The sequence below is a fragment of the Xenorhabdus japonica genome (genome assembly GCF_900115195.1).
Lineage (GTDB): Bacteria > Pseudomonadota > Gammaproteobacteria > Enterobacterales > Enterobacteriaceae > Xenorhabdus > Xenorhabdus japonica.
Genome location: NZ_FOVO01000011.1, coordinates 64,623 through 87,948, shown reverse-complemented (window position 1 = coordinate 87,948; position 23,326 = coordinate 64,623). Strand labels below are relative to the sequence as shown.

The following is a 23,326-nucleotide window of genomic DNA, read 5'->3' as shown; positions in this document are numbered from 1 at the left end:
TCAATAAATTGTTGCTGTTTATCTGCATCGAATTTATGAGGCGTTCCCATCGGCTTCTTGTCGCTGAATCCCTGACGGTGAAGCCATTTTGTCATTCCAGCCCCCGTGAAAGTCACCGACCAACGTGTCTGAACATAGGCCACAATTTGCGCGGTGGTGTGCATCAAATTGACCGTCATATACTCAGCCAGTTCTGCTGTTTGTTCGGCAGATAAACGGCTTTCAGAGCCGCTATTTTCAGGCGCGAGTTTTTCCTGAGCGATGCAGTCTTTTAGGTGACGGCTCACCGTACTTTCATGAATACGCAAAGCCTGGGTAATCATCAGGGCAGTCCAGCCCTTTGATGCCAAAAGCACGGCCTTAATGCGGTCACGTACGCGCCCATCACGCGTCGTATCGTGCATCAATTCGAGAGCCTCTTTTTGGGCATCTGTCAGGGTCATTTTCATGGGCACAATCTTGAGCTGATATGGAAAAATCAAGCATCTTCAATTACGATAGGTATATCTGCCGGATATGGTGTGTAAATTCTGCCTGAACAAGGAAACGATAGGATTATGAAAAAACAAACTCCATTATTTTAAATGGAGTTTGTAAGGATGTATTACATATTAACTTTCAAGTGCCTTGGTAATTTTTTCGAACAAATCACCAGACAAGTTTTCCAACCCTTTCAACTGTTCCAATGCTGTACGCATTAAGACCTGATGTTTCTCATCGTAACGTTTCAGACGAATCAAGGGATTAATCAAACTTGATGCAACTTGAGGATTTCGGCTGTTCAGATCCGTTAGAACCTCCACCAAGAATTGATAACCACTGCCATCTTCAGTATGGAAAGCCACAGCATTGCTGGTAAAGAACGTCCTTAATAGCGAATAAACGCGGTTTGGATTGCTCAAGCTAAAAGAGCGATGTTTCAGCAAGCCACGTACTTTATCAAGCGCATCGAAGGCCGGATTGGTTGCTTGCAATCTAAACCATTTATCCATGACCAAGCCATTCGGATGCCAGCGCTGATCAAACTCATCCATTAATTGATAACTACAAGGCAATTCAGCAGACACCGCCGCAAACAAAGCAGCTATACTGTCAGTCATGTTATCAGCCTGATAATATTGTGCTGCCACTAATTTATCAGCCAGCTCTTTGTCATCCATAAAGGCCAGATAATAGAGGCAGGTATTACGCAAATCACGTTTCGCAATATCCTGATGATCCACACGGTATGCACCTGTATGGAGACTATGATAAACCGCCGCAAATTCATCAGCCATTTCATTAGCCAGCATCTTCGTCATTGCACGAATGACATCGTGGATAGCCTTAGGATCTACGACCGTAAACAATTCTGCCATTTCATTTTCAGATGGCAGAGTCAGGATCAAGGCAGCCAAGGCCGGATCGATACCGTTATCCAGCAATACAACACGGAAAACATCAATGACATGCATTGGCAATTCCAGCGGCTGGGATTTTTGGCTGCGAGCAACATTCAGCTTCACATAATTGATTAGCAATGTCTGCGCTGCGTCCCAACGAGAGAACTCATTGCGAGCATATTTCATCAAGAATGAAAGTTGCTCATCATCGTATGGATAATCCAATTTCACTGGTGCAGAAAACTCACGCAGTAAAGAAGGAACAGGCCGTGATGGAACATCATCAAATACAAATGATTGTTCTGAATTAATGACATTCAAAATATGGTGTACAGGCTGACCATCACGACGCAACGGGATTACCTTTCCTTGTTCATCATAAAGCTCAATGTCCAGAGGAATATGTAATGGTTGTTTCTCTTTCTGATCTGCCGTTGGTGGTGTCATTTGACTAACGTGCAAAGTATATTGCTGTTTTTCAGCATCGTATTCGTCACGAACAGTCAGTACAGGCGTCCCAGACTGGCTATACCAGCGACGGAAAAGTGTTAAATCAACATTTGAAGCATCTTCCATTGCCTGAACAAAATCATCACAGGTTGCAGCGCTACCATCATGACGGTGGATATAAAGCTGTATACCCGCTTGAAATTGTTCCTCACCCAATAAGGTGTGGATCATCCGGATAACTTCCGAGCCTTTTTCATAGACGGTCAACGTATAGAAGTTATTCATTTCTATCACCTGATCGGGACGGATAGGATGAGCCATAGGGCTGGCGTCTTCCGCGAACTGTGCAGCACGCATGACACGCACGTTATTGATACGGTTAACAGAACGTGAACCTAAATCAGAACTGAACTCTTGATCACGGAATACGGTCAGCCCTTCTTTCAGGCTTAACTGGAACCAATCGCGGCAAGTAATGCGATTTCCTGTCCAGTTATGGAAATACTCATGACCAATCACTGCTTCAATAGCGAGATAATCTTTATCTGTTGCGGTTTCAGTTTTTGCTAATACATATTTAGAGTTAAAGACATTCAGCCCCTTGTTCTCCATCGCGCCCATATTGAAGAAATCAACGGCGACGATCATATAGATATCAAGGTCATACTCCAAACCAAAGCGAGTTTCATCCCATTTCATCGAATTTTTCAACGATGTCATGGCCCAGTCAGCACGATCCAAGTTGCCTCGGTCAACAAACAGTTCCAATGCAACCTCACGGCCACTGCGGGTTACAAACTTGTCACGCAGAACATCAAAATCACCTGCAACCAATGCGAACAAGTAAGCAGGTTTCGGAAATGGATCCTGCCATTTCACCCAATGGTGCCCATTTTCCAGCTCTCCTTGCTCAATACGGTTACCATTGGAAAGCAAGAATGGATATTTGGATTTATCCGCAGTAATGCGAGTAGTAAAACGAGCCAGAACATCTGGACGATCCAAATAATAAGTGATGTGACGAAATCCTTCCGCCTCACACTGGGTACACAAGGCATCTCCAGACACATACAGCCCCTCAAGTGCTGTATTTGCTGATGGATTAATTTCATTCACAATTTTCAGAGTGAACTGGGCTGGAAGTTGTTCAATTAGTAGTTTTCCATCCTGTTCCTGATAATGCTCCCATGCTTTATCATCTATATAGATGCTTTTTAACGTGAGATTTTCTCCATCCAGAAGCAATGGAGTAATATCATTAGCCAGACGTTTTACCTGACTGATCGCCGTCACTGTTGTTGTTTCAGCACTCAGATCAAAATCGAGATCAATGTCAGTAATTGTGTAATCTGATGCTTTATAATCCAGACGGTGTTTAACGAGTCGCTGTTGTGTCATAGGGAACCTTTTCCATTACTTTTAATAAGCATATTTTTAACAGGCATATTCTTAGTAGACATATTTTCAGCAGACATGCTTTTAGCAAGCATGTTTTTAACAAGCATAGCTGTAACATCTATATAACCTATATATGTCCTTAGCTACAAAGCGCCTGGCATATTGCGTTTCCATAGAAACAGACCAAGCGCTAACGCTGCCATAGAGAAACCATTCTTTCAATCAATAAGTCTCTTTTTTCAGATGTTAATAACTTATTAAACAAAAGAATAAATGATGTAGTCAGCATATTAGTACTTTCGTGCTAATTGTCATCTCATATCTCATTTAACATGATATTATCTATAAATGGATTAACCTTAATCTTTAGATTCGGGAAAATATATGTAGCTATATGGCTTCAATAACCGAATAATCACGGTATACTCTCCCGACTTTATCGATTTAGCTGACACGAATACGCTCCGCGAGGATGCCTGACGCGCCATGACTTTAGACGCTACCCCGATTATTAAATCGCTGCTTGATACTGATGCCTATAAGTTTCACATGCAGCAAGCAGTTTACCACCATTACAACAATATTCCTGTTGTTGCAGAATTTCGTTGCCGTGGCGATGAGCTGCTCGGAGAATACGCCGAAACATTACGTCATCAGATTAACATGATGGCAGACTTAGCATTGACAGAACGCGAAGTCGATTATCTTTCTCGCCTCCCGTTCTTTAAAGAGGATTACCTGAACTGGTGCAAAACATTCCGCTTTAATCCCAAACAAGTGGAAGTTTCTGTTACCCATAAAGGACAATTAGCCATCCGTATTTCTGGCTTATGGCGCGAAGTGATCTTGTGGGAAGTGCCTCTGCTTGCCCTGATCAGCGAATTGGTTCATCGTCATCGCTCACCTGAAATAACACCAGAAGATGCCGTTATTCAGCTGAAAAAACTGATTGAACTGTTCTATAAAGACGCTGCAACAGAGAATATCGATCTGTCTGACTTTAAATTAATGGATTTTGGTACGCGTCGTCGTTTTTCACACGAAGTGCAATATGCCATTATCAATGAGCTGAAAAATAGCTTCCCCTATTTGATCGGAACCAGTAATTATCAACTGGCAGAGCAACTTGATCTCCCTCCTCTTGGTACACAAGCCCATGAATGGTTTCAGGCTCATCAACAGATTAGTCCTGAGCTGGCCAACAGTCAGCGAGCCGCTCTGCAAACATGGCTGAATGAGTATCCAAACCAGTTAGGCATCGCCCTGACTGACTGTATAACCATGGATGCTTTCCTGCGAGATTTTGACAAATCATTGGCAACAGTTTACCAAGGTCTGCGCCATGATTCTGGCGATCCTATTGAGTGGGGTGAAAAAGCTATAGCACACTATCAATCGCTGGATATCAATCCAATGACGAAAACATTGGTGTTTTCTGACAGTTTGGATCTGCAAAAAGCACTGGCGCTGTATCGTCATTTCCACAAGAGAATTAACGTTATTTTCGGTATTGGCACACGACTAACCTGCAATATACCCGGTATAAAGCCACTGAATATCGTTATCAAGCTCGTCGAATGCAATGGTAAACCGGTAGCGAAACTTTCAGATAGTCCCGGAAAAACCATCTGTGAAGATGATGAGTTTGTCGATAGGTTACGTCGAGCGTTTGATATTCCCTATATAGAGAAAGCGGTATAATCCAGCTAATCGTCTTTTGCGTAACCAATATAAAGTTGGTTACGCAAATAAAAAATAACTTTTCCCCTGTTTCCTCATTAAGACCCGAAATTTCCTCTTGTTTCCTGAAATATGACAAGTAAGATAGAAGATCTGCTCCCTGATGAGGGGGTATTTATGGTAAATCTATCTAGTTATTAATTCACTGTATAAAAAAGAGAGAAATTTATGAGCGTAGCGCCTGTAGTCGATGTACTGCAAGGTCGTGTTCCGGTTGACAGCGAAGTCACCGTTCGCGGTTGGGTACGTACAAGGAGAGATTCTAAAGCTGGCATCTCATTCCTCGCCGTCTATGACGGTTCCTGCTTTAATCCATTACAGGCCGTCGTTAATAATAATTTACCTAATTATCAGGATGAAGTATTAAATTTAACCACGGGTTGTTCTGTAGAAGTCACAGGTACTGTGGTTGAATCACAGGGTAAAGGCCAGTCGTTTGAACTACAAGCCACTAAGGTCGTTGTCGTTGGTATGGTTGATGATCCTGATACATACCCAATGGCGGCCAAACGCCACAGTATTGAATACCTGCGTGAAGTGGCGCATCTTCGCCCACGCACCAATTTGATTGGCGCAGTTGCTCGTGTTCGCCATACACTGGCTCAGGCTCTGCATCGCTTCTTCCATGAAAAAGGCTTCTTCTGGGTATCATCACCACTGATCACCGCATCAGATACAGAAGGTGCTGGCGAAATGTTCCGTGTTTCCACTTTGGATATGCAAAACTTACCGCGCACAGATAAAGGTGAAGTGGATTTCAGCCAAGACTTCTTCGGCCGTGAAGCTTTCCTGACAGTATCCGGTCAGTTGAATGGTGAAGCGTATGCATGTGCATTAAGCAAAGTTTACACCTTCGGGCCAACTTTCCGTGCAGAGAACTCCAATACCAGCCGCCATTTGGCAGAGTTCTGGATGGTTGAACCAGAAGTGGCTTTTGCCGATCTGAATAATATCGCTAAACTCTCCGAAGACATGCTGAAATATGTTTTCAAAGTGGCATTGGAAGAGCGTGCCGATGATTTGGCTTTCTTTGCAGAACGTGTTGATAGTGAAGTTGTCACCCGTCTGGAAAAGTTTGTCGATTCTGATTTCATCCAATTGGATTACACCGATGCGATAGAAATTCTGGAAAATTGCGGCCAGAAATTTGAGAACCCAGTTTTCTGGGGTGTTGATTTGGCATCCGAACATGAGCGCTATCTGGCAGAAAAACATTTCAATGCGCCAGTGATCATGAAGAACTATCCAAAAGACATCAAAGCCTTCTATATGCGTATGAACGAAGATGGTAAAACCGTCGCAGCGATGGATGTTCTGGCTCCTGGCATTGGTGAAATCATCGGTGGTTCCCAACGTGAAGAGCGTCTGGATATGCTGGATAAGCGTATGGAAGAAATGAGCCTGAATAAAGAAGATTACTGGTGGTATCGTGATCTGCGTCGTTACGGCACCGTTCCTCATTCCGGTTTCGGTTTAGGCTTCGAACGTTTGGTTGCTTATGTGACCGGCGTATCCAACGTTCGTGACGTTATCCCATTCCCACGGACACCAAGAAATGCAAGTTTCTAATGAATCAGGTCAATAAATGAGCTGAAATTAATCCTTCGAAAAGCCAGTAAAAACTGGCTTTTTTCATTTTATGATAAAAAGCACATAAAAAAAGTTCCCTGATATTTACATTTTGAAATATCTATTTTCAATTTGTTACTGATTTTATGCTTTTGTAGCATTTTGAAGGTAGATAAAATTCATTACCAATGGAACACTGGTCGCCGACTAATAAGACACTCGATACCCACAAATAGTTCCAAAAATTTTTAGTGTTCTATTTCTGGCAGTGGCAGAGGTCTAAATAACACCAATAGAGGGTAATAATAATGAAACGTAATATTCTTGCAGTGGTAATTCCAGCTCTGCTGGTTGCTGGTACAGCAAACGCGGCTGAAATTTTTAACAAAGACGGCAACAAACTGGATCTGTACGGTAAAGTAGACGTTCGTCATCAGATCGCAGACAAAAGAAGCAGCGAAGATGGTGATGCTTCTTACGCTCGTATCGGCATCAAAGGCGAAACTCAGATCACTGACCAACTGACTGGTTTTGGTCGTTGGGAATACAACATTAAAGCTAGAGGTGCAGAAGCTGAAAAGGCTGACACTGCTACTCGTCTGGCTTTCGCTGGTTTGAAATTCGCTAACTACGGCTCTCTGGATTACGGTCGTAACTACGGCGTAAACTATGATATTAACGCATGGACTGACGTACTGCCAATCTTTGGTGGCGACGCTATGGCTCAGACTGATAACTTCATGACTGGTCGTTCTACTGGCCTGTTAACTTACCGTAACTCTGATTTCTTCGGTCTGGTTGACGGTCTGAACTTTGCCCTGCAATACCAAGGCCAAAACAGTGACCGTACTAAAAACAAACGCAACAAAACTGAAGCAAATGGTGATGGCTACGGTCTGTCTACTACTTATAATGTAGGCTACGGTATCACTGTTGGTGGTTCTTACGCTAACTCTAGCCGTACAACTGATCAACGGGGTTCTGAAGCTTTCGGCAAACGTGCAGAAGCGTGGAACTTGGGTGCTAAATACGACGCAAACAACGTATACTTGGCAGCTATGTATGGTGAAACCCGTAACATGACTCGTTATGCTAGTGATAAATCTATTGCAAATAAAACTCAGAATATCGAACTGACTGCACAATACCTGTTCAGCGATTTAGGCCTGAAACCATCTCTGGCTTACGTTCAATCCAAAGGTAAAGATCTAACTGAAGGCAAAGGTAGTTTCAACGCAGATCTGGTTAAATATGTTTCTGTAGGTACTTACTACTACTTTAACAAAAACCTGTCTACCTATGTTGATTACAAAATCAACCTGCTGGACAAACATGAAGGCGGCGATGCAAATGCTCGCAACGTATTCGGTGTTGGTCTGACTTATCAGTTCTAATCACTGCTGATAAACTGTTTAGCGAAAAGTTAAACATATTTATCTCAGAAAAAGCAGCGCCGAAGCGCTGCTTTTTACGTTTTACTTACTTGTTTTTTCAGGCTCTTTTCCTTACTCCGTAAACTACTTCACAAGATTTTATTCTTTTTGCTACAAGTGGTTGGCAAATGGATTCCTTAAGGTTACCCTGAGCGGCGTACAACTTATTTTGGACTTAACTCTCCGAGTCTTGGAATCAAAAAAATGTTTGAGAAAATCACAGCAGCGCCTGCCGATCCTATTCTTGGTTTAGCGGATAGCTTTAAAGCTGATCCCCGTGAAAATAAAATCAACTTAGGTATCGGCGTTTACAAAGACGAAACCGGTAAAACCCCAGTCCTGACCACCGTTAAAAAAGCAGAGAAATTCCTGCTGGAAAACGAAACCACCAAAAATTATCTGGCAATTAGTGGATTACCTGAATTTGGCCGTGTCACTCAAGAACTGCTTTTCGGCGAAACCAATCCTATCGTAACAGACAAACGCGCCCGTACTGTACAAAGCCCAGGTGGAACCGGCGCATTGCGTATTGCCGCCGATTTTATTGCTAAACAGACCAATGCAAAGCGTGTCTGGATCAGCAATCCAACATGGCCAAATCATAAAGGTGTTTTCTCCAGCGCTGGCTTAGAGATCTGCGAATACAACTATTACGATGCAGAAAATCATGCCCTGAATTTCGATGGCATGTTGGCAAGCCTATCTGAAGCACAAGCTGGTGATGTGGTTCTGCTGCACGGTTGCTGCCATAACCCAACCGGTATCGATCCAACCGCTGAACAATGGCAGAAACTGGCAGATTTATCTGCTGCAAATGGCTGGCTGCCGGTGTTCGACTTTGCTTACCAAGGCTTTGCCAAAGGGTTGGATGAAGATGCAGAAGGTCTGCGTATCTTTACCAGAAACCACAATGAACTGATCGTTGCCAGCTCCTATTCCAAAAACTTTGGCCTGTACAATGAGCGTGTTGGTGCTTGTACCATCGTTGCAGCAGACAGCGATACCGCAGAAAAAGCATTCAGCCAAGCGAAGTCCATTGTGCGTACTAACTACTCTAACCCGCCAGCGCACGGTGCTTCCGTCGTTACGACAATTTTGTCCAACGACGATCTGAAAGCAGAATGGATTCAAGAATTGGCAACAATGCGTGAACGTATTCAACGTATGCGCCAACTGTTTGTAAACACCTTACAAGAAAAAGGTGCAAAACAAGATTTCAGCTTTATTATCGCTCAAAATGGCATGTTTTCATTCAGCGGTTTGACTAAAGAACAAGTTGAGCGTCTGCGTGAAGAGTTTGGTATTTATGCGGTTAGCTCTGGTCGCATAAACGTAGCGGGCTTAACACTGGAGAACATGGTTCCTCTGTGTGAAGCTATCGTTGCAGTACTTTAATATCATCAAGAACTCTAATATCAAGTGCTCTAATCTCATTTGAGTATCTGATATCTTTTCCCAAAAGCCGCTGATAAGGCGGCTTTTATCTTCTTGACACACTATCCTTGCGCTATTCTTTAACAAGAAAAATGTTTCCAATCAATCTTGCAAGAATGGATTGGTTTTTCGTTCATATCCCAATGTTGACATAGGTCCATGACCGGGAATGAATTGGTATTCATCTCCCAAAGGTAATACTTTTTCCTTAATGGATTGAATTAATTCATCATAACTTCCTCCAGGAAAATCAGTGCGACCAATGCTACCCTTAAACAGTACATCTCCCATTGAGATTAATTTATCGGCGTGATTAGCAAGGACAATATGCCCTGGTGTATGCCCCGGACAATGCAAAACGGATAACTCAATATGACCAATTTGCAAAGTATCTCCCTCATCTAACCAACGATCTGGTGTAAAAGAGGAGCATGGTTCAACACCAAACATTTGGCATTGAATTTCCAGACCTTCTATCCAAAAAGCATCTGCCTTATGCGGTCCGTAAACAGGGACATCAAAATACTTCACAACTTCAGCAGTAGCGCCAACATGATCATAGTGACCATGTGTCAGCAAAATTTGAGTAAGTTTCAGCTCACGGCGCTCTATTTCGGCAATAAGTTGTTCGGCGTTACCACCGGGATCCACAATTGCTGCTTCCTGAGTTTCTTCGCACCAAATCAATGTACAATTTTGCATCGCCATCGTGACGGGGATAATGTGGTATTTCATTATATTGTTTAACTCCACAGTCAAGACTTACTATTGGTAATAAGATTAGTTGGTTAATAAGATTACCACGTCCTGACCGGGCCTGTATCAATATGAATAAAATGACTCTTTGGATAAAAACCTACGCCTCCTGCCTTCATTTTTAGTGCGGCCTTACGAATATGTGTGAGCTGAACACCATCAATATGAAAATCCATTGCTTGCCCACGGGTATGGTAACTATGTTTTGCCACCCCACCACTCGCTTGGCGTAGCGTGTTATTTGTCAGCAGTGAACGATAACCAGAAACTAATTGAATAGGCTTATTTATTCCCATCATCATTTGCAATAAATAGATTTGATCAAACAATTTAGGGTCAATAGTTTTAACTTTATTTTGACGAAAATCGCGAAAGAAATAATTCAGGCGAGCTAATTCTGATTTATCATACCGATGACCATCAAAGAATTCAGCTTTGAGTGTTTCTCCGGTATGCAGGTTATCAAAACGTAAAATTCTAGGACGTGGCGTTGTCAATGCAGCTAAAGCGGATTGGGGTAATAAACTTAATCCTAATGCAGCCGCACTTACGCCGAGCCACTTTCGGCGATCGTGATCAATGTTATTCATGGATAATATGCCCTGCTAATCTCTGATATCTTAATAAATTTAAAAACTCATTAATTTGTTAGCTTAACCGACTAATAAGACATCAGCAAATAAAAATTAGTTTAAAAATTTTTGTATATTATTGTAAGTTCATCAGTCCATTATTGTGATCAATCTAACATAATGAAAATCATATTAAATATAGATTGAATTTTAGTGATGTTATGTCATTAACAGATATCTTGCATATGGATTATAAACTCTATCAAAAGGAAAAATAATTCATTAAGAGATTAATATAATAAAAAATACTGAAAAATAATCAGCAACACACAATAGCGGTGAAGAAAATATTATTTTCCTCACCGCTTATAATATAGGTATCAATCTTAAATTTATATCTTCAAACATTGTTAGTCATAGAAAAATCATAAAGCATTCTTCGCTACCAAGATCTTGGACAGAAGCTCTGAATGTTGTCTTGCATTCATATCATAATCATAGATATCTGCCCGATATTGTGGTTTACCTTCCTCATCAACCCAAGCTGTCTGGTAATAGAGAAAGACAGGAATTTTTTTGGGAATCTTTACATACTTTGTTGACCATGTTTTCAATGAATTACTAACTTTAGTTTTATCCCAACCTGCATTCCCCAACAGCATATTAGCCAATTCAGGTGCTTTATTTACACGTACACAGCCAGAACTAACAGCTCTCATTTCCCGGCTGAAAGAAGCTTGATTAGGTGTATCATGTAAATAGATTGCTTCTGAATTTGGCATATTAAATTTGAACCGCCCCAATGAATTAGTTGGGCCAGGAGCTTGCCTTATACGATAAGGAAAACTGCCCGGTGTTACTACATTCCAGTCAATCAATGAAGGATCGATAACTTTGGCATCATTGCTCCAACTGGAAAAAACCGTATAACCACGCGTACGAAAATAACTTGGATCATGCATCGCTCTTGGTGCAATATCTTTTCGAGTCATGCTAGTCGGCACATTCCACGGAGGGTTGATTACCACATTATTCAATTCACTACTCATGATGGGTGTTTTTCGGCTGGACCGTCCAACAACTACTTTAGAACTTAATACTTCTTTACCATCTAAATAATAGAAAAGCGAGTAATCAGGAATATTAACAAAGATACCTGTAGGCATGCCGCTGGGGATAATCCGTAGCCGTTGGATGTTTAATGCCATAATGCGGGCTCGGGTTTGTGGTGTCGTATTTAACCATGTTTTAGTGGATTTACCAATAACTCCATCGGCTGACAACCCATGTAAGGCTTGAAAACGTTTTACAGCCGCTACTAATTCTTTGCCATAAACCTGATTATCGGGTTTAACAACAGATAAATCCAACATATCTGAACGAGCCAATATTTTCCTTAGTGCAATAACACTTTCACTGCTTTGCCCGGGTCTTAAAGTTCCTTTAAACGAAAACTCAGTCCATGGATTTTTATCAGCCAGTTGAGCTAACATTTCCTTATGCATATTTTCATACATAGGATGATTAGGTAATAAGCTCGTAATATAAGACAGAGTATTACTATCATTGATATATTTTTGCCATGTATCAATTAAATAGGAGGGAGGCAATTCAATTTTATAGAGAAATTTACTATATAACCATGAACTTCCCTTTTTATTAACATTATTTATAAAATGGAGATAACCTAACATAGCATCAGATAAAATAATATCACGCCCCATGTCACTTAACTCGGAAGAATGAAGTTGTATCAGCCATTTTTCAAATTGAGGCTGAAAACCAGCTAATGACATTTCAATCAATTGATCTTCAAACTTTTTTATTGAATTTTTATCTGACCATAAGGGTTTCATCTTATTATCAGCATATAAAGCTGCCAAACGGTCAAGGAATATCGGTTTTACTTGTTGTGGTAACCAAATTTTCAACTGTTTTCGATGTTCATCAATAGAGTTCACAGGAGAAGTAGGAATAGTCTTATCAGGTGGAACTATAGAATTTTCTTTTTTTTGTTCCACTGATAATTGGTGCATACCACTTGATGATAGTCCATTTTGTTGATTTGCAAAGGCTCCCTCTGATACGGCCAATGCACTACAGATAAAAGAAACTTTCAGTAATCTGACTGTGTTCTTTGCCATAGAGCTCACCTCACCTTATTATGTATGCAGCTATCCAATGATTTATTCTAATTATTAATGGATCTATTTTATCATAAAATAATAGTAATAATTATATATGTAATTACCTATTAAGATAGAGAATATAAAAATATACCAAATGACATCGAACAAAAAAACTTTTTACTATAATGAATTAATTTACTCTTATCTTAAAAAATAACAAGGCACCTAGAATGCCTTTACTCAATGTTAATTCTTTAAATTTTTCAGATTAATACTCAGATTTAATGACTACTTCTTCTCCAAATCGACCTGCTTTAGGTAGAGGCTGATAAGAAGAATTTGATGCTCTCAGGATACGAATACCACGGATATTCAGTTCACGTGCCGCAGCAATATCAGCATCTGCATCGCCATAGTAGATCTTCAACTTATGATTTTTCATCCAGCTAGTTTTATCATTTTTATTGGGTTCATCCCCTGCAAAAATAATATTATGCATTTTATCAGCTGGAATATGTAAACCTTCTTGTACGTACTTAGTGACATTTTCTGTTTTAGTTGCTGTACGTCCCGTAATAAAATAAATATCATCACCCCGTTTCAAATGCATCTGAACTAATTCAATGCCGATTTTTTTCGGCATACTGAATTTGTCCCATCCATTATTCATTTTTTCCCAGAATTCAGTTTGTTTCAGATAGCTTTCATCATTGGGTGAATATTCCAATTTTCCCCGATAAAATCCCGGGCTGGAAAACATGACCGTATCATCAATATCAAATCCAACATCCATTGGAGGTTGTCCTTTCAAACTTTTTTCAATCTGCTCCACCGAAACCCAATGAATAGCCTGACGTTGAGCTAAATCTGCTGCTGTTACCCCTTGGCTAACTTGCTCAGGCATAAATACTTTTGCTTGTGTTACACCGTTTAGGCCAAAAGCAAGCACAATCGCACTGAATGCCAGAATTACTTTACGCATCGTTATCCTTTCTTATACAGATTAAAATTGGACGGAATAATAAACATTATTATCAGATTAAAATGAGATATACTGCACAATTTCTAAAGGTTACTATTGTAAAAATGGATATTTATCTTTTTATCATAACAATAGATAAAATAGTTAATAATTTAATATAATTAGTTAATTTAATGAATTACAATTCTTTTCTCTTTAAATAAAAAAATATAACTATAATATTTATGTAATTTAATAATTCAACTTTAAATTTAAAAAATATTTACATTAACAACGGCGTCTAATTATATAAAAATTAATTGTTTTTTTGATGGTAATTAATCAAGAGTTTAATAGGATAAACATGCCTTTAAAAAAATAATCAAATATTATTACAATAACCCCTTGCTTTGAAATATGCGTTGATAAATATCATATACAATTTTCTCTTTTTTCTTATTGTAATCCATTACTTGATTGACATTATTTTTAGCAGTTATCTTCGCAACCATATATCGCTCACAATCTTCAGGGTGTTCTCTAAGCCAATCACGAAACCAAATATGCCGAATATATTCAGGACAGTCAGGGCCAAAGACATGGAGATTGGTGCGAGGCTTCGCCAAACGAAGGCACCGGTGCTGATAAAAGCTCGGTTCGCGAACCGTTAAAGCATAACCAAGCTGTTCCAATGCAGGAACATATTTTTCTTCTTGAGCCGGATCTTCCACAATTAGATCAATAATCGGCTTAGCAGCAAGCCCTGGAACCGCCGTTGACCCAACATGCTCAATATTCAGAGCAATGCTTCCAATCGCTTGTTTTATAGATAAAGAAAGTTGTTGCCATGTGGTTATCCATTCAGGATTGTATTCCACAACATCAATCACCTCTTCAGCAGGTTTACCATGTACCCAGGGATTTTCATTAGGATCTGACTCAGGAAAAAAGATAATATCTTTAGTATTTATCATTAACTCACTCCTTATTTTTCTACCTATATTTGATACATTAAATCAAGATAAATGAGGACATATTAAATAACTACCCAGAAGAATTCATCTCAACTGAGGAAGCCATATTATTATATGGCTTCCTGTAATAATAGAAACATCACCCAACAATGGAGTTATTCTTGCAATATCGCTTGTGACGGTGTTTGTAGCTGTTCAGTAACCGGAATATCTTGCCCAAAACCACGTAACCCAACAACATGTACATGTTCTTGATTATTGAAAATCTTACGTACCAGTTTATAGGTTGTCCCTTTTTCTGGACTGATATTTTCCGGCGCAGCGATAATTAACTGCATTTGTAGACGTTCACATAACTCAAACAATGTTGCGATTGATTTCGCATCTAATCGGGCTGCTTCATCAAGGAATAGTAGTCGGCATGGTGAAATATCTTTACCTCGCAAGCGACGTGATTCCTCTTCCCAGCTCTGTACGACCATAACCAAGATGGACATCCCCGTACCAATCGCTTCCCCTGTAGACAAAGCGCCGCTTTCCGCTTTTAGCCAGCCATCTGAACCTCGATTGACTTCAACATCCAACTCAAGGTAATTGCGATAATCCAGTAATTCCTCACCAATGGTCTGAGGTAAACGCTGTCCCATATCAATTTGCGGGTTCAAACACTGATAAAGCTTCGCCATCGCCTCCGAAAAGGTCAAGCGCTGGCTGTTGAACAGATCCTGATGCTGTTCTTGTTGCTCAGAAAGCACATCCAGCAAGAGAGCATGGCTTTCGCGTACATTTACATTCAGACGGACACCGCCAACCTGTCCAAAGGAAACCGTCTGCAAGCCTTGGTTCAGCATACGAATGCGGTTCTGTTCACGTTGAATGGTTTTGCGAATGATATTCGCCACGCTTTTGGAGCTAATCGCCAGTTTCTGCTCACGAGCGGTTAATTCTTCAGTTAAACGTGCCAGCTCAATTTCCATCTGTTCAATAGCATCAACAGGATCATCCGTACGGATAATATCCTGACGGATACGTTCGCGCAGATGTTGGTAAACAGCAACGAAAAATTGGATTTTACGCTCAGGACGTTTCGGATCTTCGGACAAACGCAACACATCACGCAGGTGCTCATTATCGGATACTGCCAGACGCAATGCCCCCAGCGCTTTATCCGACATTGAACGCAGATCATCACCCTCCATATAAGCCAGTTCGCGGCGATGCAAACGGCGCTCAACGCCGTTGTCTTTCACCATGCGCATCACTGCACACCAACCCGCTTTAGAAGAAACTACATGCTCACGTTTCTGGTAATAATCACGCTCAGATTTACGCAGTTTCTTCTGGAGGTTTTCCATTTCCGCCTCACAGAATGCGATCTGTTTCTCAAGTTGATTGATGCGGGAACGGTTAGTATTCACAGCCGCGTGGAGCTGGTCTCGACGTTCACGGGCACGACTTTCTGCGTTAGCATCCGCCTGAACACCAATATCTTTCATCTCCTGCTCAAGTTCTTTCAACATATCTTGCTTCGTGTCATAAGAACTTTTCAGTGATGCCAATACTTGGTTGAACTGTGCATATTGTGCTTGTTGCTGACGCAATTGTTCACGCGCCCGGCCACGATCGGATTCTGCATGTTCAAGACGCTGACGCAGTTTATCGTTCAGGTCAGCATTCTCACTGAGCATACCGGCAGAGTCGCTGTAACTGAAATGCGCACGGCGTTGCACAACTTCCGTCAGGGCAAAGGCTTGTTGTTTGGCTCTATTCTGGCTGTGTTTCGCGGTCTCATAATCTTTCTGCAACTGTTCATGCTGCTGTGGATCGCTTTGCAAGACAGAAACCAGTGGCTCAAGTTTTATCAGTGCATTACCGTGTTGTTGCAGAAAACGCGCGGCATCCTGAGCATTATTCATTTCTTCACGGACGGTTTCCACTCGATCAAGCAGGGTTTCATCCAACAAAATCATAATTTGTGGAATCAGACGATTCAACACCGACAGGCTCTCTTTCGCCTGAACAAGTTTCTGCTGATGCTGCTGAGCCTGAGCTTCAAATTGAGATAGCTCGCGTTCCAACTCAGTGCGGCGCTGACTCAGGCGGCGAATTTCTGCTTCTGGATCATCATCAAATGCAACAGAAAGGTGTTTACCCACAAAACGGCTGAAAGCCTGATGCGCACGTTGAATTTTCTGAACATCAAACGAAAGTGTCGCATAGCGCTCTGCCAACGTATCACGCTCAAGACTGAGTGCTTCCAGACGGTTTTCTCTTGCTGCCCGCCCAAATAATGGAACCTCAGGATAACGGGAATAACGCCACTGACGGTCTGATGATTTCACCAGAACCGCGTTTTCCTGCTCTTCAAAATGGAAGATGCTGTCATCGAAAGATTGTGGATCCCCCTCGATCAAATAGAGATCTTCCGGACAATCTTCCAATGCTTCCAGATGTGGGCGAACCAGTGAAAGATCAGGTACGACGATTGCGTGACGTGCAGGGCCATATAGTGCTGAGAAATAAGGCGCATCATCAATGGTAATGTCATCATAAATTTCAGACAATAAAACACCACCAAAACGCTCCGCTAATGCAAGCAAACGACTATCTTCGGCACCGCTTGGCTGACTCAGGCGCTCAATCTGTTTTTCCAGTTCACGTTTCTGTGCAGCAATATCATCACGCTCGACAGTAATTTCACGCTCTTGCTCAAGCAATTGCTGCATGTATTCAGTAACATCGTGACTATTTTCGAATGTTTTATTGCACTGCTCACAAAGCTGGTTCAACGCATCCTGTGCTGCCAGCCATACTGGCGCTCGTGCTGTCAGCCCCTGAATTTTTTGCTTGAGCTGTTCGAACTCCTGACGTATTTGAATACGACATTCACCGCTTTCATTGTCACTCAAGCTCAACTCTTCCAGCTGAGCTTCCAATTCCCCCTGCAACGCCTCCAAGTCTTCCGCCTGATATTGCTGGTTATGGCGCTTACAGAACTCTTCCAGCAAACGTTCTGCATTTTGCTGGCTGTTCAGACGTTGCTCCAATTCAGCTAACTGGATACGTAAAGGTTGAACTCGCTCAGCCAAATGACGCTGAGATGACCATTCACGCAATGCTTCACGAGCCGCTTGCCATGCTTCACTGCGACTTACTTCACCAACGATATTTTTTATTAGTTGGTAAGCCTGTTCAAACTGACCATGAGCAGCATCGGCAACACTCAATTTCTGTTCCAGCGCCAGCAAAGTTTCAGTCGCCTGCTGTGCTTTGGCCTGATAGGTTTCCTGCCACTCGTCAGCATTTTCTATCAATAGATCTGGCAGCTGACAAAGTTCACGGGTACGTTCTAACGCTTGCAGTGCTTGCTGATACTGAATGGCTCGAGTTTGCTGAACGTCCAAAGCTTGTTGATAGTCAGCGAGCTGGCTCTTCAGCTCATCAACTTCTTGCTCTGCTGCTTCAGATATGGCTTCATATTCCACCTGAAGATCTTTCGCCTCTTCTACAACCTCGCTCTGTTCTTCCAGTCGGTAAGTCAGCTCTTCAATATCAGATTGATAACGATCAATTTTTTCCTGCTGACGCATCGCCGTTTGAACCAGATTCAGGTGATCACTGGCCGCCTGATAATCCATTTCTAAATCAGAAGATACGCCGCTCTGTTCTGCCAGTTCTCTCGCCATTTCAACATGACGGTATTGTTCAACGACCAATTGACGGCGGCTGCCAAATAATTCACTACGCAAAGCCAATGCCTCATCCAGATGAACGCGACGTTCGTTGGCGTGACGCATATAATCAGCAGAAACATAGGCAGTGGCTTCTGTAATAAGGTGCTTGAAAAGATCACGGTCAGATTGAGTAACACGAATGGCTTCCAGCGTAATGCGGTTTTCACGCAAGGCGGCTTCCATATCCTGAAATGCTTTTCTGACTCCGCTGTTTTCCGGCAATAGGTAATCACGCAGTGAACGAGTAATCGCACTGGAGATTCCGCCATATAACGATGCTTCTATCAGGCGATAAAATTTGCTGCGGTCACTCGCTGAACGTAAACGTTTTGGGAGCACTCCCAAATCAAACATCAGGGAATGGTAATCCGTAATCGAGTTAAATTGTTTGAACTGAACACCTTCTATCTCATCAAGACGTTCCTTTAGTTCATTCAATGGCAGAACCCGCGCCTGACGTTCATTAATATTTTCAGTCAGTAACTGCGTTGGCTGAATTGATGCAGGAACTCCCTGAATCATAAATGGTTTGATATCAACTTTTCGATCACGTCCGGCCACTTGTTGTAAGCGAACTCCGGTGATAATCCGTTGATGGCGGGAGTTAACAACATCTAGCGTGGAATAGCAGACACCTGCCCGCAGCTTACCGTGCAGCCCTTTATCGCGCGAGCCACTGGTTGCGCCTGCTTCTGTCGTATTCCGGAAATGAAGCAAGGTCAAATCAGGGATCAATGCGGTTACAAACGCCGCCATTGTGGTTGATTTACCAGCACCGTTACCACCGGATAAGGTTGTCACAAGTTCGTCAAGATCAAACGTTCTGGCAAAAAAACCGTTCCAATTAACTAACGTCAGTGAGCGAAATTTACCGCGTTCAATCATGACTGCTCATCCTCCGCACCTTCTGCTGAATGCCCTGATGCTTCTTCATGTTCATTATCTTCCTGCGATATTTCCCTTTCTACCAGCATGGCTTCACCATCACGGATCATCCGCAATTGAGCCTCGCGTGGGTCATCACCACTGCGTACATCTGCACCGAAGCGAAATACAGCTTCGGCGATCATAAATTTGTTGCTGTCGTTTTGCAGGAAATAAACCATGCCCAAACGGCGCAAACGGTTTAAAGAAGTGCGTGTTTTTTCCTGCAATTTCTGTTTGTCCAGATCTGAACCTGTTGAACGTTGATTCACTAATTTCATCAGCTTATTTTCATCTGCCAATGACAGTAATTCTTCGTACAGTTCCTGAAAGATAAATATTCCCTGATTGGACAGGCGCTCTGGACTAAGGTAGAGGTAACACAGAATTTTACCCACCATCATATCCAATTCAGACAGAACAGATCGTGGGATCAGCGTTGTTGAACGGGGACGCAGGTAGAAAAAACCTTCTGGTGCACGGATTAACTCGACGTTATAGCGCGCATAAAACATTTCCAACTCTTCCTGAAAATCCATCAAAAAAGCATGATTATCAAGATTATCCAGGCTGATATGACGCCCAGCCCGCAGATGGCTGTCTAATTCAGGGAAAAGTGTATTGGATAATGCCTGAGCCAGTTTCACTGGCATAAATTGTTCAATATGTGTCGATGACATGTGCCTGCACCTTGGCTCCGTAATCATTAATCGCTAACCATTCCGCTGGCAATCCAGAGAAATCCGCTTCTGCAACCCCTAACCTGACTGCTTGATCCACCAAGATACGCGCTACATCAAAATGGCGTTTATGTGGATACTGAGCAAGGTAGTCGCGCAGTACAGCCCCCAAATCCAGAGGGAGTTTTGCCTGTTGGTAAACCGCCAGCGCCTGCTCTACCATTTCAGCCAATTGTTCATTGATTTCACTAAACTCTTCGTATTCCATTTCTGGCGGTAATTCTCCCATCACCACTTCATTACGCAGAGTCAGTTCTTCATCCCGCATATCCAGAAAACGTTCTGCATTAGCTACGGTCAATGCCCACGGACTATCAAAATAGTGTTGGACGGATTGGCGAAGACGCTGGGCAAAAATACGGTTTTTATCCATATCAATGGCGGTTCGGATAAATTTGTGAACGTGACGGTCATAGCCTATCCACAAATCAATAGCTTGTTGCCCCCAACTGATAATACGATCCAGCTTGCTTTGTAAGTCAAAGACCAGTTTATCCACCAGCTCAGAACCACCGCTGTCCATATTGGCTGCTTGAATACGCAATAAATTGGCCTGCAATTTATCACCCGCCGCCTCTAATGTATCTTGAAGTTCCCGCAGTGTGCCGGAGGTTTCAGACAGCAGTTGTTCACAATTGGCGATAGCGGCCTGCCAATCCTGATTAAGTAACGCGGCGATATCAGTTTTTACGCTGTTTTGCTGTTCATCCATCAGGCGCTGGGACATATCAATGCTGTCAAAAATTTCAGCGACGGAATATTTGAGAGGGGAAAAAACATTGCGATGCCAATGGAGTTCATCACCACCCTCTTCGGCCGCCTCAGCCGCCCGATGTAATTCATTAGCAACGATGGATAACTGCATGGAAAGACGTAACGTGGAGAATTCACGCTGGCGAATATAATAATCACTGATACCGATTCCCAACGGGGTTAAGCGATAAATAGCATTACCATCCGCCAATTCACTGGTAAAACGGTTAAGTAATTTCTGACGAACCATATCGTTAATGGCATTATTCGCTCTGACGGATACCGCTTCAGAAGTCTGCTCAAAACCTTTACACACTTCACGGAAAGCATCCACAAGCTCTCCTTCACTCATTTCACCATCGAACCGTTCACTATTCAATACGGCTATTGCCAGTAAAAAAGCCAACCGTTCTGGCGGCAACGAAATTGAAAAGTCATTTTTTCTGGCCCAGGACACAAGTTCAGGAACAGTCTGGGAATATTCACTCATAATTCGCTCTTTAAGGTAGGCTTGCGTGCCATCACATGAATGTAGCGCCCCAAGCTGATATAGGGCTCTTGTCTGCAATAACGTTGTTCAAGTTCAAGCAACGCTGGAAAATCTGCGTTTTGTAATTGACGACTTTGCAGGTAATCGTGAAAAACCCTCACGCCTGTTTTACCTGTTATTTCCATCTTGAGTTCAGTCAGCCATTGGTATACCAGCTCGGGCACTAATGGATTCTGAGGTGATAAAGAACGTTTTCGACGGCGCTGAATATTGGGTGTCGCCAAATGAAAATTACCCAAGATGGCGTTACGCATGACCAACCCATTTGCATTATAAAACATTAATGAGAGTGCACCACCGGGCGTTATTATATCTCCCAATGTTTCTATTGCGTCTTTTTGGTCAGTGATCCACTCTAATACAGCATGAAATAGAATCAGATCAATGGGCTGTTCAATATGCTGGTGAATTTCCTGCACTGAGCTTTGGATAAATTGCATTTGATGGAGAACACCCCGCTTTTCGGCGTTATGTTTCGCTCTCTGAACCATCTCTTCTGATAGATCACAAAGTATGACCTGATGCCCCAATTCAGCTAATTGGCAAGCCATATTCCCTTCACCGCCCCCTGCATCCAAAATGCGTAAAGGGCGTTGAGGCAAATGATTCAGCAATTCGTTAATATCCTGCCAGACAACGGCCTGCCTGATTTTACCCTTGGTTGTGCCGTAAATATTACGCGAAAATTTGTCTGCAATATCATCGAAATTGCGATCCAGCATGAAAAACTGCCCCACTTATAAGCTAAGTTTAATTTATCTATTGAGTAGTTATGCCATCTACTGCTATTTTTACTACTGTTATTTTGGCACAGTAATCATTTAATTAACTACTTTTAGCCTTAAATTTGCCCCTGTGCGATTATAATTCAACCAGAACAAGGCCAATCAATGTTATTTCTGCTAAAAAAATATATCGGCTCGCTATTAATGCCTTTGCCGTTAATTATTATCGTCTCTTTTGCTGCGCTGTTGTTACTGTGGTTCACCCGTTGGCAAAAAACGGGAAAAGCCATTTTATCACTCAGTTGGCTTATATTGCTTTTATTTAGTTTACAACCTATTGCAGATAAACTCTTACTTCCTGTCGAAGGGAAATATGTTCAACGCTATGAGCCAGATACTACAATTCCTGTATCCATAAATCCCGTACAATATATTGTAGTTCTCGGGGGTGGTTTTACTTATAACCCTCAGTGGGCTCCCAGCGCCAATCTTATCAGCAATAGCTTACCCAGAGTAACTGAAGGTATTCGGTTATATCACCTTAACCCCGGCGCTAAAATGATCTTCACCGGTGGTAAAGGCGTTAATGCAATGAGCAGTGCCGAAATTGCCGCTATGGTAGCACAATCTATGGGAATTCCTGTAGACGACACGATAGCATTAAAAAAACCTTTAGACACAGAAGAAGAAGCTGCTGAGGTTGAAAAAGTAGTCGGGCAACAACCATTTATGCTTGTTACTTCCGCCAATCATATGGAAAGATCACTCAAGTTTTTTGAACAACGAGGTCTACATCCAATTGCAGCCCCAGCTAATCAATTGGCTGTAACAACACCTTTGTATCTGTGGGAAAAATATATTCCGTCCTCCTACTATTTATCACACACGGAACGCGCTTGGTATGAAACATTAGGACGTATCTGGCAGGCGATTAAGCCTGTGAATAAGGATATGAAAACCGAAAAATCAGAAGATTCTCAGCAAAAAAGTGATGAGAAATAACACCTGATTGAAAAGAAAAAACGGAAGAAGAGAGGGGAAAAAGAGAATGCGGTATTACATTACGGCATTCTCTTTTAAATCACACCCGATTAGTATTTAT

The 23,326-nt window shown here is 42.0% G+C and carries 16 protein-coding genes; 5 read left to right on the top strand and 11 right to left on the bottom strand.

Annotated features, from left to right (window positions below; translation table 11 throughout):
• The coding region (locus BM135_RS06480; RefSeq protein ID WP_175485993.1) for a helix-turn-helix domain-containing protein at positions 1-449 on the bottom strand (449 nt) is incomplete at its 3' end.
• Between the two features lie 162 nt (positions 450-611).
• On the bottom strand, positions 612-3,230 hold the full coding sequence (gene pepN / locus BM135_RS06475; RefSeq protein WP_092518955.1) for an aminopeptidase N: 2,619 nt from the start codon (positions 3,228-3,230) through the stop codon (positions 612-614).
• Between the two features lie 486 nt (positions 3,231-3,716).
• Here pepN and pncB point away from each other — a divergent pair, with 486 nt between their 5' ends.
• From pncB to BM135_RS06455, 4 genes are all read left to right on the top strand, one after another.
• The gene (gene pncB / locus BM135_RS06470; protein WP_092518953.1) at positions 3,717-4,931 is read left to right on the top strand and encodes a nicotinate phosphoribosyltransferase; all 1,215 of its coding nucleotides are present in this window, start codon (positions 3,717-3,719) and stop codon (positions 4,929-4,931) included.
• 207 nt (positions 4,932-5,138) lie between these two features.
• Positions 5,139-6,539 (top strand): asparagine--tRNA ligase, encoded by a 1,401-nt coding sequence (gene asnS, locus BM135_RS06465; protein WP_092518951.1) that lies wholly within the window; start codon positions 5,139-5,141, stop codon positions 6,537-6,539.
• A 308-nt stretch (positions 6,540-6,847) separates the two neighbouring features.
• Positions 6,848-7,933: a porin gene (locus BM135_RS06460; protein WP_092518949.1), complete on the top strand. Its 1,086-nt coding sequence runs from the start codon at positions 6,848-6,850 to the stop codon at positions 7,931-7,933.
• A 243-nt stretch (positions 7,934-8,176) separates the two neighbouring features.
• Complete coding sequence (locus tag BM135_RS06455) at positions 8,177-9,367, top strand: amino acid aminotransferase (RefSeq protein ID WP_092518947.1); 1,191 nt, start codon at positions 8,177-8,179, stop codon at positions 9,365-9,367.
• A 141-nt stretch (positions 9,368-9,508) separates the two neighbouring features.
• On the opposite strand, the gene BM135_RS06450 is transcribed toward BM135_RS06455, so the two are convergent.
• The 9 genes from BM135_RS06450 to cmoM form a co-directional block, all read right to left on the bottom strand.
• Positions 9,509-10,141: an MBL fold metallo-hydrolase gene (locus BM135_RS06450; protein ID WP_092518945.1), complete on the bottom strand. Its 633-nt coding sequence runs from the start codon at positions 10,139-10,141 to the stop codon at positions 9,509-9,511.
• Positions 10,142-10,203: 62 nt separating this feature from the next.
• Positions 10,204-10,752 (bottom strand): peptidoglycan L,D-endopeptidase MepK, encoded by a 549-nt coding sequence (mepK, locus tag BM135_RS06445; protein ID WP_092518943.1) that lies wholly within the window; start codon positions 10,750-10,752, stop codon positions 10,204-10,206.
• Between the two features lie 407 nt (positions 10,753-11,159).
• Entirely contained in the window at positions 11,160-12,878 is a 1,719-nt protein-coding gene (ldtD, locus tag BM135_RS06440) for a L,D-transpeptidase (protein ID WP_092518941.1), read from the bottom strand.
• A gap of 253 nt (positions 12,879-13,131) precedes the next feature.
• Entirely contained in the window at positions 13,132-13,845 is a 714-nt protein-coding gene (gene aphA / locus BM135_RS06435; RefSeq protein ID WP_092518939.1) for an acid phosphatase AphA, read from the bottom strand.
• A gap of 371 nt (positions 13,846-14,216) precedes the next feature.
• Positions 14,217-14,798, bottom strand: a complete 582-nt coding sequence (locus BM135_RS06430; RefSeq protein WP_092518937.1) for a GrpB family protein — start codon at positions 14,796-14,798, stop codon at positions 14,217-14,219.
• Between the two features lie 155 nt (positions 14,799-14,953).
• Positions 14,954-19,417: a chromosome partition protein MukB gene (gene mukB / locus BM135_RS06425; protein WP_092518935.1), complete on the bottom strand. Its 4,464-nt coding sequence runs from the start codon at positions 19,415-19,417 to the stop codon at positions 14,954-14,956.
• The gene (mukE, locus tag BM135_RS06420) at positions 19,414-20,136 is read right to left on the bottom strand and encodes a chromosome partition protein MukE (RefSeq protein WP_092518933.1); all 723 of its coding nucleotides are present in this window, start codon (positions 20,134-20,136) and stop codon (positions 19,414-19,416) included. The genes mukB and mukE overlap by 4 nt, the downstream gene beginning before the upstream one ends.
• Positions 20,117-21,439 (bottom strand): chromosome partition protein MukF, encoded by a 1,323-nt coding sequence (mukF, locus tag BM135_RS06415; RefSeq protein ID WP_092518931.1) that lies wholly within the window; start codon positions 21,437-21,439, stop codon positions 20,117-20,119. The genes mukE and mukF overlap by 20 nt, the downstream gene beginning before the upstream one ends.
• On the bottom strand, positions 21,436-22,221 hold the full coding sequence (gene cmoM / locus BM135_RS06410; protein ID WP_092518930.1) for a tRNA uridine 5-oxyacetic acid(34) methyltransferase CmoM: 786 nt from the start codon (positions 22,219-22,221) through the stop codon (positions 21,436-21,438). Before cmoM ends, mukF begins: the two co-directional genes overlap by 4 nt.
• Positions 22,222-22,389: 168 nt before the next feature.
• On the opposite strand from cmoM, the gene elyC reads away from it, so the two are divergent.
• Positions 22,390-23,226, top strand: coding sequence for an envelope biogenesis factor ElyC (gene elyC / locus BM135_RS06405; protein ID WP_092518929.1), 837 nt, complete (start codon positions 22,390-22,392; stop codon positions 23,224-23,226).
• The last annotated feature ends 100 nt before the right edge of the window (positions 23,227-23,326 follow it).